Source organism: Lysobacterales bacterium (genome assembly GCA_019634735.1).
Classification (GTDB): domain Bacteria; phylum Pseudomonadota; class Gammaproteobacteria; order Xanthomonadales; family UBA2363; genus Pseudofulvimonas.
In genome coordinates, this window is the sequence record JAHCAT010000023.1 from 24,296 (window position 1) to 40,246 (window position 15,951).

Here is a 15,951-nt window from a genome sequence, read left to right on the forward strand (position 1 = left end):
TGGGGCGATGCCGCCCGCGCGGCCTTGGTTGCACGCGTCCGTCCCGGCGTATGCAGGTCGCCCCGGAAGGAAGCTTGCGGCCTCAGCGCTCCGAATGCCCCGGCTCGGAATGGCTGCGCGTGAACAGGCCAGGACGGACCAGGTCGATGAAGCGCCGGGCATGGCTGCCGGGCAGGCGGCCCTTGCGCACTACCACCCCATAGCTGCGCTGCGGGAAGTAGGCGCGCAGGTTGCGCACCACCAGGCGCTCGTGGTCCTGCGCCGAAAGGCAGAAGCCGGTGACGATCGAGATGCCCAGGCCCATCGCCACGTACTGCTTGATCACCTCCCAGCCGCCGACCTCCAGGGCGACGGTGTAGGGCACGCGTCGCTGCTGGAACACCAGGTCGACCAGCCGCCAGGTGGACAGGCGCTTCGGCGGCAGGATCAGGCCATGGGGGCTGAGGTCCTCGAGGCGCAGCTCGGTCATGTCGGCCAGCGGGTGGCCGAGCGGCGCGATCAGCATCGGATCGAAGTGGTGCACGGCCTCGTAGGCGATGTCGGGCGGCACCTCGATCATCGAGCCCACGGCCAGGTCGACCTGGTCGTTGCGCAGCAGGGCCAGGCCGTCGCGGCCAGTCACGTTGTGCAGGTGCACGTGCACGCCGGGGTGCTGGTCGCGGAAGCGCCGCACCAGGGGCGGCAGCAGGTGCAGGATGGTGGACTCGCCGGCGGCGATGTTCAGCTCGCCGGTGTCCAGGCCGGCGAGCTGGCCACGCAGCGCCTCGCCGATGCCGTCGATGCCCTCGACCAGCGGGCGGGCCAGGTCGTACAGGGCCTGGCCTTCGCGGGTGACCCGCAGGCTGCGGCCGGCGCGCTCCAGCAGCGGCTGGTCGAGTTCCTTCTCCAGCGCCGAGAGCTGAAGGCTCACGGCCGGCTGGCTGAGGTACAGGGCCTCGGCCGCGCGCGCCAGGCTGCCGAACTTGACCAGCGCGCAGAATGCCCGCAACTGCTTGAGGCGGTTGCCTTTGTAGTACCAGCGGCGATCCGGCTCGGGCATCGGTGAAGGGTCTGGCCCCGGCTGACTGGCTGGGACGTTAACAGAACGAAAGCGTTTGTTTGAAACAACTGGTTTGTGAAAGCCAGACCCCGGATGGCACAGTCGCGTCGCCCCGCCCCGGCGGATCGTCGAACGCAAGGAAACACCCCATGGCAGCGGACGCCTCCCATCCCGCCCCGGTCACCGTCGCCGCTCCTGCCGGCAGCCCCGACCCCGACCTCCTGACGCCGCCGGTCCTCGCACTGGTCGCCGGCCTCGAACAGCGCTTTGGCGCGCGTCGGCGCGACCTGCTGACCCGTCGCCACGAACGCCAGCTGGCCATCGATGCCGGCGCCCTGCCCGATTTCGACCCGGCCTCCGCCGACCTGCGCAACAGCGACTGGCAGGTGGCGACCCTGCCCGACCTGCTGCTCGACCGTCGCGTCGAGATCACCGGTCCGGTCGACCGCAAGATGGTGATCAACGGCCTGAACTCGGGCGCCCGGGTGTTCATGGCCGACTTCGAGGACGCCAGCTCGCCGACCTGGGCGAACATGGTCGAAGGCCAGGCCAACCTGCGCGACGCGGTGGCCGGCACCATCGAATATCGCTCGCCACAGGGCCGGGTCTACCGCCTGGCCGGACGCACGGCCGTGCTGATGGTGCGGCCGCGCGGCTGGCACCTGGACGAGAAGCACGTCCGGCTCGACGGCGCGCCGGTCTCCGCCAGCCTGTTCGATGCCGCGGTGTTCTGCGCGCTGTGCGCCGTCGACCTGCACCGCGCCGGGCGCGGCCCCTTCCTCTACCTGCCCAAGCTGGAACACGGCGCCGAGGCGGCGCTGTGGGACGACGTTCTGGCCGCGATCGAGTCGGCACTTGACCTGCCGCGCGACACCATCAAGGTCACCGTGCTGATCGAGACCCTGCCGGCGGCGTTCCAGATGGACGAGATCCTGCACGCCCTGCGCGGCCGTGTGGTGGCGCTCAACTGCGGCCGCTGGGACTACATCTTCAGCACCATCAAGACGCTGCGCGCGCGCCCGGACCGCCTGCTGCCCGACCGCGGCCAGGTCACCATGGCCGCGCCGTTCCTGCGCGCCTACGCCGACCTGCTGGTGCGCAGCTGCCACCGGCGCGGCGCCCTAGCGATGGGCGGCATGGCCGCGCAGATCCCGATCCGCGGCGACGAGGCGGCCAATACCGCGGCGCTGGACAAGGTGCGCGCCGACAAGCTGCGCGAGGTCCGGGCCGGCCACGACGGCACCTGGGTGGCGCATCCGGACCTGATCGCCGTGGCCCAGACAGTGTTCGACACCCACATGCCCGGCCCGAACCAGCGCGAGGTCCGCCGCGACGAGGTCTCGGTCGGCCGGGACGCGCTGCTGGACCTGCCGTCCGGCCCGGTCACTGCCGCCGGCTACCGCAGCAATGTCGAGGTCGCGGTGCGCTACATGGCCGCCTGGCTGGACGGCCTGGGCTGCGTCCCGATCCACCACCTGATGGAGGACGCCGCCACCGCCGAGATCGCCCGCGCGCAACTGTGGCAATGGCAGCGCCATGGCGCCCGCCTGGACGACGGACGCGTCGTGGACGGCCGCCTGTTCGACGGCACCCTCGACCAGGTGCTGGCAGGGCTGCGCGCCGCCGATCCCGCCGCCCTGCCCGGCCACGGCCGCCTGGACGCCGCCGCCGCGCTGCTGGCGCAGGCCACGCACGCCACCGAACTGCCCGACTTCCTGACCCTGCCCGCCTACGCGCAGCTGCCCTGAGCGCCGCTGCCGGTCGCGCCACCCGCCACCTTCGCCCACGTCGATGAGGACCACCGCACCATGAGCACCGCGCCGAACGCCGAGCAACTCAAGCTGGACTGGGCCAACCACCCGCGCTGGCAGGGCGTGCAGCGCCCCTACGGGGCCGAGGACGTCGTCCGCTTGCGCGGCACCGTGCACGTCGAGCATTCCCTGGCACGCCGGGGCGCCGAGCGCCTGTGGCGTTCGCTGCACGAGCTGCCGTTCGTCAATGCCTTGGGCGCATTGACCGGCAACCAGGCGATGCAACAGGTCAAGGCCGGCCTGCAGGCCATCTACCTGTCCGGCTGGCAGGTCGCCGCCGATGCCAACACCGCCGGCGCCATGTATCCGGACCAGTCCCTGTACCCGGTCGACTCTGTGCCGCAGGTGGTGCGCCGGATCAACAACACCCTGCTGCGCGCCGACCAGCTCCACCACGCCGAAGGCCACGACGGGATCGACTGGCTGGTGCCGATCGTCGCCGACGCCGAGGCCGGCTTCGGCGGCGTGCTCAACGCCTACGAGCTGATGAAGCACATGATCGAGGCCGGCGCCGCCGGCGTGCACTTCGAGGACCAGCTCGCCAGCGCCAAGAAGTGCGGGCACATGGGCGGCAAGGTGCTGGTGCCCACCCGCGAGGCGGTGCAGAAGCTGGTCGCCGCCCGCCTGGCCGCCGACGTCGCCGGCGTGCCGACCCTGATCGTCGCCCGCACCGACGCCATGGGCGCCGGCCTGGTCACCTCCGACATCGACGACAACGACCGGCCGTTCCTGACCGGCCAGCGCACCGTCGAGGGCTTCTTCGAGGTGCGCATGGGCATCGGGCAGGCGATCAGCCGGGGCCTGGCCTACGCGCCCTACGCCGACCTGATCTGGTGCGAGACCTCGACGCCGGACCTGGACGAAGCACGCCGCTTCGCGCAGGCCATCCACGACCGCCATCCGGGCAAGCTGCTGGCCTACAACTGCTCGCCCAGCTTCAACTGGAAGAAGAACCTGGACGAGGCCACCATCGCCGCCTTCCAGAAGGAACTGGCGGCGATGGGCTACCGCTTCCAGTTCATCACCCTGGCCGGCTTCCACGCCCTCAACCATTCGATGTTCCAGCTCGCCCGCGGCTACCGGGAGCGGCAGATGGCCGCCTACGTCGAGCTGCAGGAGGCCGAGTTCGCGGCGGAGGCGCAGGGCTACACGGCCGCCCGCCACCAGCGCGAGGTCGGCACCGGCTACTTCGACCAGGTCAACCAGGTGATCGCCGGCGGCCTGTCATCGTTGTCGGCCCTGCACGGCTCGACGGAGGAACAGCAGTTCGTGCACGCGGCCTGACCCCAGGCCGGCCACCGCCTTCGCCGATCCCGATCGGCGCGGCCGCCAGGCTGCGCCGATGCCTATACTTCGGGCCCGATCGGAACCGATGAAGGCGATGCCCGAACACGACCTGACCACTGGCACGTCCGGCCGCCGCCCGGCGCGCCCGGGCCACGCGACCCGGCTTGCGGCCGGACGGGTACTGGCTTTGCTGCTTGCGGCCCTCACCATGCCGGCCGCCGTGGCAGACGACCTGGCCGCGCGTTCTCTGGCCCTGGTGGAGCAATTGCTGGTGACGGCGCCATTCCGAATCCCGGCCAGCGCCCGACAGGGGGAGATCCGGTACGAGGTGCGCTTCCGCGACGGTCGCCACTGGTCCTGGCCGCAGACCGGCGAGCAGCGCGTACGCACGGACCGAGGCGGGTGGTGGCTGACCGTCTGCGACGACTGCGGCAGCGAGGCCCGGCCGGACGACGCCGAACTCGACCGCCTGCGCCTGCCGAATGCCTGGGTCGACAGCGACCATCCCCGTGTGCGCCGCTTCGCCCGGCGCCATGCGGGCAGCGGCACGCTGGCGACCCGCATGAGACGCCTGACCCAGGCGGTGCAGGCGCATATGGACGGGGCGGTCGACTACCGATACTACGACAGCGCCAGTGTGGTGTTGCGCTCACGCAGCGGCGACTGCACGGAGGCCGCCGTACTGCTGGCAGCGACCGCGCGTGCGATCGGGTTGCCGGCGCGCATCGCCTACGGCCTGGCCTACTCCAGCCGGTTCACGGGACGCGCGCACGTGTTCAGTCCGCATGCCTGGGTACAGGTCTGGGACGGGGAACGCTGGCGCAGCTTCGACGCCGCGCTGGGGGACTTCGACGCCGGCCTGATCGCCCTGCATCTGGGCGACGGCGATCCCGCTTCGCTGCCGGCGGTGATGGAGGCGATCGCGCACCTGCACATCGAGTCGGCTGCCGAGGTCAGGCGAAGCCGGCGGGTGCCATCCGGGCAGCCGGCCGATGCCGGGCGGCCTCAGTCGTCGTCGTCCTCGTAGACGACCGGCAGGACCGACAGGTCGCTTTCGTCGACCCAGGTCGCCTCGTCCGGCCGGCTCACCCCACCGACGAATAACAAGATGGGCTCGAGCGGGCCCTCGCCGCGCGAATCCCCCGGATGGCCGGTATCCGTCCCGACCATGACGCCCGGGTGCGGGTCGGCAACCGCATCGTCCGGTTGCTCCTTCGCAAACGCCGCGCCGGCCATCAGCCCTGCGCCGAGCGCCGCCACACCCAGGGCGGCGACCCGCTGCGCCGGCCTTGGCACCGAATAGCGCACGCACAGGGGCCTGTTTACGGCAGCCAGAAGCGCCTGGCGCGCAGGGTCGTCCAGACCGTCCAGGCTGACCACCCGGCTGCGGCATCGGCTGCAGTGATCGCCCACGCGGGCCTGCGCCTCCAGGGGCAGGGGACAGGGCGAATCGATGCGGGGGAACCGGGCCATAGGGCGCTCCATCCGGGTTCGACCGATGCTAGCACCCGTCCGCGCCGCCAGGCAGCACGGCGCCGCGTGCCGGCGAACCCGGCTCCGTATAATCGCCGCTTCCGCCAGCGATCCCGCCCATGACCCCCTACGTCCACGCCATCGACCCGGTCGCCGTCCAGCTCGGACCGGTGGCGATCCACTGGTACGGCCTGATGTACCTGCTGGCCTTCGCCGCCGGCTGGTGGCTGGGCCGGCAACGGATCCGCGCCGGACGCCTGCCGGTCGACGAACGGGCGTTCGGCGACCTCGCCTTCTACGCCATGCTCGGCATCATCCTGGGCGGGCGCATCGGCTACGTGCTGTTCTACGGCTACGCCGACCTGTTGCGCGACCCGCTGATGCTGCTGCGCATCTGGGAGGGCGGCATGAGCTTCCATGGCGGCCTGCTCGGCGTGCTGCTGGCGGTCTGGTTGTGGTCGCGGCGGCACCGGCTGCACGTGTTCGACACCATCGACTTCGTCGCACCCCTGGTGCCGACCGGCCTGCTGTTCGGCCGGATCGGCAACTTCATCGGCGGCGAGTTGTGGGGACGCACCACCGACGTGCCCTGGGCGGTCGTGTTCCGCGATGCCCCGGGCGTGCCCCAGGTGCCGATCGAGACGTTGCGCGAGATGGCTGCCAGCGGCGCGCTGGAAGGACTGGCGCGGCACCCGTCCCAGCTCTACCAGGCGGCGCTGGAAGGCCTGTTGCTGTTCGCGGTGCTGTGGTGGTTCTCGTCGCGGCCGCGGCCGCGCTACGCGGTGTCCGGCCTGTTCGCCCTGCTCTACGGCGTGTTCCGGATCGCCGTGGAGTTCGTCCGCGAGCCCGATGCCCATATCGGCTACCTGGCAGGTGGCTGGCTGACCATGGGCATGCTGCTGAGCCTGCCGCTGGTGGCGGTCGGCGTGTTCCTGCTGTGGCGCGCACGCAGTGCGCCGGTGCTGGCGCCGGGGCCGGCGCGATGAAGGCCTATCTGGACCTCCTGCGCGACGTCCTTGAGAACGGCGCCGCCAAGGGCGACCGCACCGGCACCGGCACCGCCAGCGTGTTCGGCAGGCAGGTGCGCTTCGACCTCGCCGAGGGCTTTCCCCTGGTCACCACCAAGAAGCTGCACCTGAAGTCGATCGTCCACGAGCTGCTGTGGTTCCTGCGCGGCGAGACCAATGTCGCCTACCTGCGCGAGCATGGCGTCAGCATCTGGGACGAGTGGGCCGCTGCCGACGGCGAACTCGGCCCGGTCTACGGCCGGCAATGGCGCGCCTGGCCGGCGCCGGACGGCGGCCACATCGACCAGCTCGCCGCGGTGATCGCCGAGATCCGTCGCAACCCCGACTCGCGCCGCCTGGTGGTCAGCGCCTGGAACGTCGCCGAACTGCCAGCGATGGCCTTGCAGCCCTGCCACACGCTGTTCCAGTTCCATGTCGCCGCAGGTCGCCTGAGCTGCCAGCTCTACCAGCGCTCGGCCGACGTCTTCCTGGGCGTGCCGTTCAACATCGCCAGCTACGCCCTGCTCACCCACATGGTCGCCCAGGTCACCGGCCTGCAGGCCGGCGATTTCGTGCACAGCTTCGGCGACCTGCACCTGTACGACAACCATGTCGAGCAGGCGCGCCTGCAACTGGGTCGCGCGCCCCGGCCGCTGCCGCGCCTGCGCCTGGATCCGGCGATCCGCGACATCGACGGCTTCCGCTTCGAGCACATCGCCTTCGAGGGCTACGACCCGCACCCGGCCATCCGCGCCCCGGTCGCGGTATGAGCGGCGTGGTGCTGGTCGCGGCGATGGACCGCGCGCGCGCCATCGGCCGCGCCGACGCCCTGCCCTGGCACCTGCCTGCCGATCTTCGCCGGTTCAAGGCCCTCACCCTGGGTCGCCACGTTCTGATGGGGCGGCGCACCGCGGCATCGATCGGGCGGGCCCTGCCCGGCCGCGACAACCTGGTGCTGACTCGCCACGGCCAGGCCCCCTTTCCCGGTCAGCGCCCAGTGGCCAGTGTCGACGAGGCGCGGGCGCTTGCAGGCGCGGCCCCTCTGTACGTGGCCGGCGGCGGCGAGGTCTATGCACTGGCCCTGCCGCAGGCAACCGCCATGCACCTGACCCTGGTCGACACCTTGGTCGAGGAGGCCGATGCCTGGTTCCCGGCCTGGGACCCGGCGCGCTGGACCGTGGTCGCCGAACAGGACCACCCGGCCGACGAGCGCCACGCGCATCCGTTCCGCTTCCTCGATCTGGTCGCGGCGGTGCGCTGAGCGCGCCGCCCCCCCCCCCCCGCTCACTCCCACCCGAAGTCGGGCGTCAAGGGCGCCGGATCGACGAACGGCCCGGATGCCTCGGGCGGACGCATGGCGAGGCCGTCGAGTCCGTATCGCAGTGCGTGTCGCGGACCGGTGGACAGCGAAGGCACGGTCGAGCCTGCGTCGATCCGGTCAACGGAAGCAGACAGCGCGACCGCACCGAGACCGGCGACCGCAGTAGCGGCCTTCCGAAACACCCACGCCAGCCCACCGCCACGCGAATCCACCGAAGGCCCTGGCGGAGGGCCCGACCGGCCAGCCGGGACCGGACAGCTACCGGGGTCGGGAACCACGGTGAGCTGCTGGTCCAGAGCGACGCGGTCGGAGAGGGTCATGCGCCGCGAGCGCATGCCGAACTCGGCGCGGCGAATCTCGCCCTCGACGTTGAGAACGCAGGGCAGATCCGGATCGGCGCACCCCGGGTCGCGCAACCGGAAGGCGACCGGCCGCTCGATGTCGCGCACGGTCAGCCAGCCGGCCAGCGCGCCGCCGCCCTCGAACAGCGACAGCGACAGCGGCTGGCTGCGGAACACCACACGCGGGTGGCGTTGCACGTCGAAGAACTCCGGAGATCGCGCCCAGGCCTGATAGCGGGCCGAGGCCATGGTCAGCGAACCCGCCTCCACCTCGACCAGCACTTCGATGGACTCGCCCTCGCCGCGTCGCCAAGCCCAGCCGGACAGCCGTTCGAAGCGGCCGTGCAGGTTGATGGCACCCAGCGCCACCAGTTGGAAACGCACCTCGCTGCCAGCGGGATCGATACGCCAGCAATCGGTGGACTCCAGCGCGACGGCATGTCCAGCGGCCAGCAGCAGCGGCGCCAGCCAGCCAGGAAGCCAGGCAGCCAGCCCGGCAACCGACCGGGCGTCCCAGCCGCATCCGGCCCGCGCCGATGCGGGCGGCGGACGCCGACCTGCCGGGCTTTGGCGAAGCGCAGGCCCGGCGGCCGTCGCGCATCCCTCGAACGAGAACGGGGGAGCCGGCTCCGATGCCCGTATCGACGGTGCCGTCGACACCTGCTGCGGCGTCCGGCCAGTCCGTCGCGAACCGTCGTCGCAGATTGCGGCAGGCGGGCGACGGGCCTCCATATGCTCAGTCGTCGCTGCCGTTGCGGACGCGTTCGGGATTGGCGGCCACCTGGATCGGCATCGGCACATCGCCATCCAGCCGCAGGGCGGTCAACCTGCCACCCCACACGCAGCCGGTGTCGATTGCGTGGGTGCCCAGGCCTATGAACAGTCCCAGCGCCGACCAGTGGCCGCATACCACCCGGCTGCCGATCGGCTTGCGGCCTGGCACCGCGAACCAGGTGTACAGGCCCGGCTTCTGGGTGCCGGGCGGGCCCTTCTCGCTGAAGTCCAGGCGCCCGCGCGGCGTGACGTAGCGCATCCGGGTCAGCACGTTGATGGTGGCGCGCCAGCGCTCGATGCCGCGCAGCTTGGGGTGCCACAGGTCGGGCGTGTTGCCGAACAACTGCTTGAGCAGCCGCCGGTAACCTTCGCCCCGCAGGCGCTCTTCGACCTCGCCGGCATGACGCAGGCATTCGCCCACGTCCCAGCGTGGCGCCACGCCGGCGTGCACCATGAGGAAATCCAGGCTGGGATCGTGGTGGGCCAGCTTACGCGTGCGCAGCCAGTCGAGCAGCTCGTCGCGATCCGGCGCGAACAGGATGCGGCGGAGGTCCGGATTGACCCGCGCCTGGTCCTCGGTCTTGCGCTCGGCGACGCTGAGCAGGCTGAGATCGTGGTTGCCGAGAACGACCACAGCGCCTTCGCCAAGGGCCCGCACCAGCCGCAAGACTTCCAGGGACTGGCCGCCCCGGTTGACCAGGTCGCCGCAGAACCACAGCCGATCGCGCGCCGGGTCGAAGGCGACCGCCTCGATCAGTCGGACCAGTTCGTCGTGACAGCCCTGGACATCGCCGATCGCGTAGACGGCCATGCCGGTCAGCCGACCGACGCGCGCGGATCGCGCGGCACCCGGTGCCGCGCCGGTGCCGGGCCTGGCGTGGGTCGCAGCACGTGCGGGCGAACTCTTGCGGACATTCAGTGCAGCGTCCGCGGCACCGACAGCGTGAACTGCGGTATCGGTGCCTCGAAGCGGGTGCCGTCGTCGGCCAGCATCTGGTAGGTACCCCGCATGGTGCCAACCGCGGTCTCCAGGACCGCGCCCGAGGTGTACTCGAAGCTGTCGCCGGGCCGCATCCAGGGTTGCTCACCGACCACGCCGTCGCCCCGGACCTCCTCGACCTTGCCGTTCGCATCGGTGATCAGCCAGTGCCGGCTGACCAGCCGGGCCGGCACCGAACCGCGGTTCTCGATGGTGATCGTGTAGGCGAAAACGAAGCGGTTGTCGGTGGGCTGAGACTGGTCGTCCAGGAAGCGGGCGCTGACCCGGATGTCCAGCTGATAGTTTGCGTCGTCGTCCATGCCGGCAATGACAGCAAAGCCGAACCGCGGTTGCAAGCTCGGCGACGCGCTCATGCAGCATCTCCCCCGCGCCGCACCTGCCGTGTGCCCTCGACGAGATCGTCGTCGCTCAACAGGTCGAGGTTGGGTCGCAGCACCGGTGCGGTGCGCCGGCGCACGCCACGGCGGCTCCACAGGTTGAGTGCCTCGACGCCGGCCGAGAACGCCATCGCGAAGTACAGGTAGCCGCGCGGAATGTGGAAGCCAAGGCCGTCGGCGATCAATGCGACACCGACAAGTATCAGGAAGGACAGCGCCAGCATCTTCACGGTCGGATGGTTGTCGATGAACTGCCCCAGCGGGTTGGCGGCCAGGATCATGATCGCGACCGCGATGACGATCGCCGCCACCATCACGCCGACCTGGTCGACCATGCCGACCGCCGTGATCACGCTGTCGAGCGAGAACACCAGGTCGATCACCGCGATCTGGGCGATCACCAGGCCGAAGCCGCCCGCCGCACGCATCGACGCCGAGGCCGCCTCGGAAGCATCGCCCTCCACCGAGTGGTGGATCTCCATGGTGCCCTTGACCAACAGGAAGAGACCGCCGCCGACCAGCACCAGGTCGCGGATCGAGAACGGCTGTCCGAACAGGGCGAACAGCGGCTGCTCCATGCGCGCCAGGAAGGCCAGGGTGAGCAGCAGGGCGATACGGCTGATGCAGGCCAGGGCCAGGCCGAACCGGCGCGCGAACGGTCGCTGCTCCGGCGGCAGTCGGCCGACGACGATCGAGATGAAGACCAGGTTGTCGACGCCCAGCACCACCTCCAGGGCGGTCAGCGTCGCCAGGGCGATCCAGATCTGCGGATCGGCGATCCAGTCCATTCCGGTTCAGAGGAAGCGGGGACCGAGCACCAGGGTCCAGCAGGCGATGGCGTTGACCAGGGCGAGCAGAACCGCCGCCGAGCCCATGTCCTTGGCGCGACCTGCCAGCACATGGTGTTCCGGCGAGGCCTTGTCGACCACCGCCTCGATCGCTGAATTGACCATTTCGACGATCAGCACCAGCAGCAGGCTGCCGAGCAGGATCGCGCACTCCACCCCTGTGCGTCCCAGCCACAGGGCCAGCGGTGCCATGACCGCGAACAGGTAGAGTTCCAGCCGGAAAGAGGGTTCGTGCCGTACCGCGGCGCCCAGGCCCTTGAGCGACCAGCCAAGGGCACGCCACATCTGCTGTGGTCCGCGCGGCTCGGAGCTGGCCATGGTCAGGAACGCGACTCGAAGGGCATCGTGGCGACGCCGCCGGTCGGGCCCGGGCGCACTGGGGAGCGGTTTCGGTACATCGGCTCGGGCGAGTGGGACACCGGCATCATAGCGCCAGCGGCTGATCCGGAGCTGTCGGGCCGGCGCCCGGCATGGCACCGCCAGGCGAGGCCAGGGCTTCGCGCTCGGCCGGGGCCAGCAGCCGCCAGCATCCCTTGCCGAGTTCGCCCAGGCGGACCGGGCCGATCGCGACCCGCACCAGCCGCATCACCTGCACGCCGCAGGCGGTCAGCATCCGCCGGATCTGGCGGTTTCGCCCCTGGTCGAGGACGATCTCCAGCCAGGCGGTGCGGCCGCCGCTGCGCAGGCACTCGACCGATACCGCCAGCAGTCGCTCGCCGTCGTCGTCGATGCCGGCCCGCAGCCGATCCAGAAGCGCCGGATCCGGCACCCGGTCGACCTGGACATGGTAGGTCTTGTGAAGGCCATGGCCCGGGGCCGATACCCGCGCCGCCCACGCGCTGTCGTTGCTGAAAAGCAGCAGACCCTCGCTGGCCCGGTCCAGGCGGCCGACCGGCGCCAGCCAGGGCAGGCCGGCATCGGCCAGGCAGGCATACACCGTGTCACGACCCCGTTCGTCGCTGCGCGAGGTGACCAGGCCGCGCGGTTTGTTCAAGGCCAGATAGACCGGCGCCGGCGGTGCCAGGGCGAGGCCGTCGATGGCGAGATCGTCGGCATCCAGCGCTGTGCGCCGCTCCGGGTCGGTGCAGACCCGGCCGGCGACGCTCACCCTGCCGGCCCGCACCAGGGCTTCGGCCTGGCTGCGCGAACACGCTCCCCGCTTGCTCAGCACCCGCGCAAGGCCGTGGCTGGCGGTCGCCCTTTCGCCGACGGGCGCAGCGCTGCGACGCTTTCGGTGCGCGCCCGGACGAGGCCCGCGCCTCATTGCGGGGTTCCGTCGTCCTCGGCCCAGATCGCCACCATGCGACGGCCGTCGGCATCGATGCGGCCCCGGTACATGCCGGCGCTGCTGTAGGGCATCGCGATGTTGCCGGTCCCGTCGACGGCGATGACGCCGCCGTCGCCGCCCAGCGCGGGGATGTCCTCGGCCACGACCGACCGGGCGGCCTCGGCCAGGCTCTGGCCGGCCAGGCGCACGCGCGCACAGATCTCGTGGCCGGCACCGGCGCGGATGAACATCTCGCCCCAGCCCGTGGCGGAGACGGCGCAAGCGTGCTCGGCCCAGGTGCCGGCACCCAGCACCGGCACGTCGCCGACACGACCGAAGCGCTTCAGGGTCATTCCCCCGGTGGAGGTGGCCGCGGCCACGTGGCCATTGCGATCGAGCGCCACCGCACCGACGGTGCCGTAGTAGTCGGCGGCGCGCCCGGATACCGCGGCCTGGCGGCCGCTGGCGCGTCGCCGCTCGCCCTCGCGTTCGCGGGCATCCAGATACTGCTGCCAGCGCGCCTCGGTGCGGAACCAGGCGGGTCCGGCGCGCTCCAGTCCGCGGGCACGCGCGAACGCTTCGGCGCCGGCACCGATCATGAACACGTGCGGGGAATGCTCCATCACCGCGCGCGCCGCCAGCACCGGGTTGCGGGTCCGGGTCAGGCCGGCGACCGCGCCGGCCCGGCGGTCATGGCCGGTCATCACCGCGGCGTCCAGGTCGTTTCGTCCTTCGGCGTTGAACACCGCGCCGCGACCGGCGTTGAAGTGCGGCGAATCCTCCAGCATCACAACCGCGACGGTCACGGCGTCCAGGCTGCTGCCACCGGCTGCGAGCACGGCATGGCCGGCATCGAGGGCTGCGCCCAGGTCGGCCTCGATGGCGGCCCGACGCTGCGGCGACAGCTGCGCGGGATCGATGGTGCCGGCACCGCCATGGATGGCGATGGCGATCGGCGCGCCGGCTGCGGCGAGCGCCTGCGGCAGCGCCGCAACCAGCAATGCGGACAGAAAGTGGCGAAGGCAAGGCATCGGGCGGCTCCGGACGGCGATGTGCCGAGTATGCCAGCGCGCGGATGCGCTTCCAGACCCCGACCCGGCCTGGGCACTTCATGAAGCCGCTGCTGCGCCCGCCGATCTTCGTGTCCTCGCGCAGTCTCGGCGCGATCCCGACAGCCTCGCTACGCGTCCACCGCTGTCCGGACGGACGCTGCGCCGCCCTCGCGGCGGAACGCGGTGGCGACCTCAGTCGTGCAAGGCATCCGGAAACCGCAGTCCCACCCGGGTGCCGCGATCCTGCTCGCTGGCCATGCTCACCTGCCAGCCGAAGCGGTCGGACAGTCGTCGCACGATGGTCAGGCCGATGCCATGCCCGGACCGGCCGCTGGCGCGTTCGCTGCGGAAGAACGGCTCGAAAACCCGGTCGAGTTCGTCGGGCGCCATGCCGATTCCGGTGTCGGCCACCTCGATCGAGCCTGCGTCGATGGTCACCACCACCTCGCCGCGCTCGGTGTACTGGCAGGCGTTGCGGATCAGGTTGCCGACCACCACGCCGAACACCCTGGGCGGTGCATGCAGGCGCAGTTGCGCACGTTGCTCCACGCGCAGCACGACCGGACGGTCGGCGAGGCCGGCACGGGCGTTCTCGACCTCCTCGAGCACGACCTCGTTCGCCAGGAAGTCCTCTTCCGGCAGGCCGGTGTCGCTCTCCCGCGCCAGTATCAGGAAGGATTCGATCAGGGCCTCCATGTCGCGTGCCGAGCGCCTGATCCGCTGCAGGTTGCGTTCGGCGAACGGCGTCAGGCCATCCTCGCCCAGCAGCACGTCGCAGGCGATCTTGATCACGGTCAGCGGACTGCGCAGTTCGTGGCTGGCATCGCGCGTGAAGTTGCGCTCGCGCTGCACGAACGCCTGGTTGCGTTCGGCGAAGGTCCGCATCGCCCCGGCCAGGACCTCGACCTCGCCCTCGGCATCCGGCGGCAGGCGGTCGGGACTCAGGTCCTCGAAGGTGGGCTGCTTGGGATCCCAGGCGCGTACCTTGCTGGCCAGCCAGATCACCGGCGAGACCGCTCGTTTGCTGGCCCGGTAGGTCATCCAGACGATAAGGTAGATGGCCACCAGCACGAAGGACAGGGGCACGAACCCGAAGAACAGGGCCAGCCGGTTGACCTGCTCCTGGGCGAACACCAGGTACAGCCGGCCGTGCGGCGTGTCGGAAACGCTGACGATGTCGGTGCGGCCAGCCATCGGCACGTTGCGGAAGCCGGTCGACATGCCCTGAAGCTCGGCCGGCAGCGGCGGGTCGACGGCACGCGGCGGCGACAGGTAGCCGCGCATGTTGTAGGTGTCCGGCAGGGCCGCCTGGGGATCCCGCTGCAGCCGCTCCAGGTAGTGCGCCGCCTCCTCGCTGAGGGCCCGCCGGATGAGCAGGTCCTCGAGCACGAAATAGGCGCCGTAGACGCCCAGCACCGTGGCCATGCCGATCGCGGCGATCTGCAGGAAGAAGGCGGCACGAATGCGTCGCCGCAGGTCCTGCCTGCGGCCGGCCGCCGACCCGGCGACGTCAGCCACCGTTGGCCGGCGTCTCCGCCGCCAGGTCGGCCATGCGGTAGCCGGCACTGTGCAAGGTGTGCAGCAAGGGCCGGTCGAACGGCTTGTCGATGACCTTGCGCAGGTTGTACAGGTGCGAACGCAGGGTGTCGGAGTCGGGCAGCGTGTCGCCCCAGATCTCGCGCTCGATGTCGGCGCGACTGACCACGCGCGGCGATTCCCGCATCAGGATGTTGAGCAGCTTCAGGCCGATCGGCGAGACCGCGAGCTCCCTGCCGCCACGGGTCAGGCGCAGGGTCGCGGTGTCCAGCACGAGGTCTCCGACGGTCAGCACCTCCGCGCTGACCTGGCGCCGGTCGCGGCGGATGAGGGCGCGCAGACGCGCCTCCAGCTCCTGGATCGCGAACGGCTTGACCAGGTAGTCGTCGGCGCCGGCATCCAGGCCGTTGACCTTGTCGTCCAGCGTGTCGCGCGCGGTCAGCATCAGCACCGGGGTGGCCTTCTTGGCGTCCTTGCGAAGGCGGCGGCAGACTTCCAGGCCGTCCATGCCGGGCAGCATCAGGTCCAGCACCACGATGTCATAGCTGTTCTCGATCGCCAGGTGCAGGCCGGTCACGCCATCGGCGGCGTAATCCAGTCCATAGCCCTTGCGCTCCAGGTACTCGCCGACCATTTCGGCGATGCCGCGGTTGTCCTCGACCAGCAGGACCAGCCCCTTGTTCTCGTCACGGATGCTCATTGCGGTGCTTCCCAGGCCCATTCACTTTTGTGAAGGTAGCCCCGGGCAGGTGAGTCCGCCGTGAAGCCGCCGCCCCCCCCCCCCCCCCCCCCCCCCCCCCCCCCCCCCCCCCCCCCCC

17 protein-coding genes are annotated in these 15,951 nt (G+C 71.0%); 6 read left to right on the forward strand and 11 right to left on the reverse strand.

What is annotated here, in order from left to right:
* Positions 1-82 precede the first annotated feature (82 nt).
* Positions 83-1,039 carry a LysR family transcriptional regulator gene (locus KF823_16285; GenBank protein MBX3727459.1) on the reverse strand — a complete coding sequence of 319 codons (957 nt, stop codon included), beginning with the start codon at positions 1,037-1,039 and terminating at the stop codon, positions 83-85.
* A gap of 149 nt (positions 1,040-1,188) precedes the next feature.
* Between KF823_16285 and aceB the strand changes: the two genes are divergently transcribed.
* The 3 genes from aceB (at position 1,189) to KF823_16300 (ending at position 5,164) form a co-directional block, all read left to right on the forward strand.
* Positions 1,189-2,787, forward strand: a complete 1,599-nt coding sequence (gene aceB, locus KF823_16290) for a malate synthase A (protein ID MBX3727460.1) — start codon at positions 1,189-1,191, stop codon at positions 2,785-2,787.
* A 60-nt stretch (positions 2,788-2,847) separates the two neighbouring features.
* The gene (gene aceA / locus KF823_16295) at positions 2,848-4,134 is read left to right on the forward strand and encodes an isocitrate lyase (GenBank protein MBX3727461.1); all 1,287 of its coding nucleotides are present in this window, start codon (positions 2,848-2,850) and stop codon (positions 4,132-4,134) included.
* 88 nt (positions 4,135-4,222) lie between these two features.
* The gene (locus KF823_16300; GenBank protein ID MBX3727462.1) at positions 4,223-5,164 is read left to right on the forward strand and encodes a transglutaminase domain-containing protein; all 942 of its coding nucleotides are present in this window, start codon (positions 4,223-4,225) and stop codon (positions 5,162-5,164) included.
* Here KF823_16300 and KF823_16305 read toward each other — a convergent pair.
* The gene (locus tag KF823_16305) at positions 5,143-5,610 is read right to left on the reverse strand and encodes a hypothetical protein (protein ID MBX3727463.1); all 468 of its coding nucleotides are present in this window, start codon (positions 5,608-5,610) and stop codon (positions 5,143-5,145) included. The genes KF823_16300 and KF823_16305 overlap by 22 nt on opposite strands.
* Before the next feature lie 119 nt (positions 5,611-5,729).
* Here KF823_16305 and lgt point away from each other — a divergent pair, with 119 nt between their 5' ends.
* The 3 genes from lgt to KF823_16320 are packed head-to-tail and all read left to right on the forward strand — an operon-like array spanning position 5,730 to position 7,878.
* Positions 5,730-6,596 carry a prolipoprotein diacylglyceryl transferase gene (gene lgt / locus KF823_16310; protein ID MBX3727464.1) on the forward strand — a complete coding sequence of 289 codons (867 nt, stop codon included), beginning with the start codon at positions 5,730-5,732 and terminating at the stop codon, positions 6,594-6,596.
* A complete protein-coding gene (locus KF823_16315) occupies positions 6,593-7,387 on the forward strand; it encodes a thymidylate synthase (GenBank protein ID MBX3727465.1) in 795 nt (264 codons plus the stop codon). Before lgt ends, KF823_16315 begins: the two co-directional genes overlap by 4 nt.
* On the forward strand, positions 7,384-7,878 hold the full coding sequence (locus tag KF823_16320; GenBank protein ID MBX3727466.1) for a dihydrofolate reductase: 495 nt from the start codon (positions 7,384-7,386) through the stop codon (positions 7,876-7,878). Before KF823_16315 ends, KF823_16320 begins: the two co-directional genes overlap by 4 nt.
* 23 nt (positions 7,879-7,901) lie before the next feature.
* On the opposite strand, the gene KF823_16325 is transcribed toward KF823_16320, so the two are convergent.
* From KF823_16325 to KF823_16365, 9 genes are all read right to left on the reverse strand, one after another.
* Positions 7,902-8,663, reverse strand: a complete 762-nt coding sequence (locus KF823_16325; GenBank protein ID MBX3727467.1) for a YceI family protein — start codon at positions 8,661-8,663, stop codon at positions 7,902-7,904.
* Between the two features lie 352 nt (positions 8,664-9,015).
* The gene (locus tag KF823_16330; protein MBX3727468.1) at positions 9,016-9,864 is read right to left on the reverse strand and encodes a symmetrical bis(5'-nucleosyl)-tetraphosphatase; all 849 of its coding nucleotides are present in this window, start codon (positions 9,862-9,864) and stop codon (positions 9,016-9,018) included.
* Positions 9,865-9,968: 104 nt separating this feature from the next.
* Positions 9,969-10,352 (reverse strand): Co2+/Mg2+ efflux protein ApaG, encoded by a 384-nt coding sequence (apaG, locus tag KF823_16335; protein MBX3727469.1) that lies wholly within the window; start codon positions 10,350-10,352, stop codon positions 9,969-9,971.
* Between the two features lie 50 nt (positions 10,353-10,402).
* A complete protein-coding gene (locus KF823_16340; protein ID MBX3727470.1) occupies positions 10,403-11,218 on the reverse strand; it encodes a TerC family protein in 816 nt (271 codons plus the stop codon).
* A 6-nt stretch (positions 11,219-11,224) separates the two neighbouring features.
* Positions 11,225-11,596 carry a diacylglycerol kinase gene (locus tag KF823_16345; GenBank protein ID MBX3727471.1) on the reverse strand — a complete coding sequence of 124 codons (372 nt, stop codon included), beginning with the start codon at positions 11,594-11,596 and terminating at the stop codon, positions 11,225-11,227.
* A gap of 106 nt (positions 11,597-11,702) precedes the next feature.
* On the reverse strand, positions 11,703-12,542 hold the full coding sequence (locus tag KF823_16350; GenBank protein ID MBX3727472.1) for an rRNA pseudouridine synthase: 840 nt from the start codon (positions 12,540-12,542) through the stop codon (positions 11,703-11,705).
* Complete coding sequence (locus tag KF823_16355; protein MBX3727473.1) at positions 12,539-13,576, reverse strand: isoaspartyl peptidase/L-asparaginase; 1,038 nt, start codon at positions 13,574-13,576, stop codon at positions 12,539-12,541. The genes KF823_16350 and KF823_16355 overlap by 4 nt, the downstream gene beginning before the upstream one ends.
* A 213-nt stretch (positions 13,577-13,789) precedes the next feature.
* The gene (locus KF823_16360; GenBank protein MBX3727474.1) at positions 13,790-15,115 is read right to left on the reverse strand and encodes a HAMP domain-containing histidine kinase; all 1,326 of its coding nucleotides are present in this window, start codon (positions 15,113-15,115) and stop codon (positions 13,790-13,792) included.
* Complete coding sequence (locus KF823_16365) at positions 15,108-15,833, reverse strand: response regulator transcription factor (protein MBX3727475.1); 726 nt, start codon at positions 15,831-15,833, stop codon at positions 15,108-15,110. Before KF823_16365 ends, KF823_16360 begins: the two co-directional genes overlap by 8 nt.
* Between the last annotated feature and the right edge of the window lie 118 nt (positions 15,834-15,951).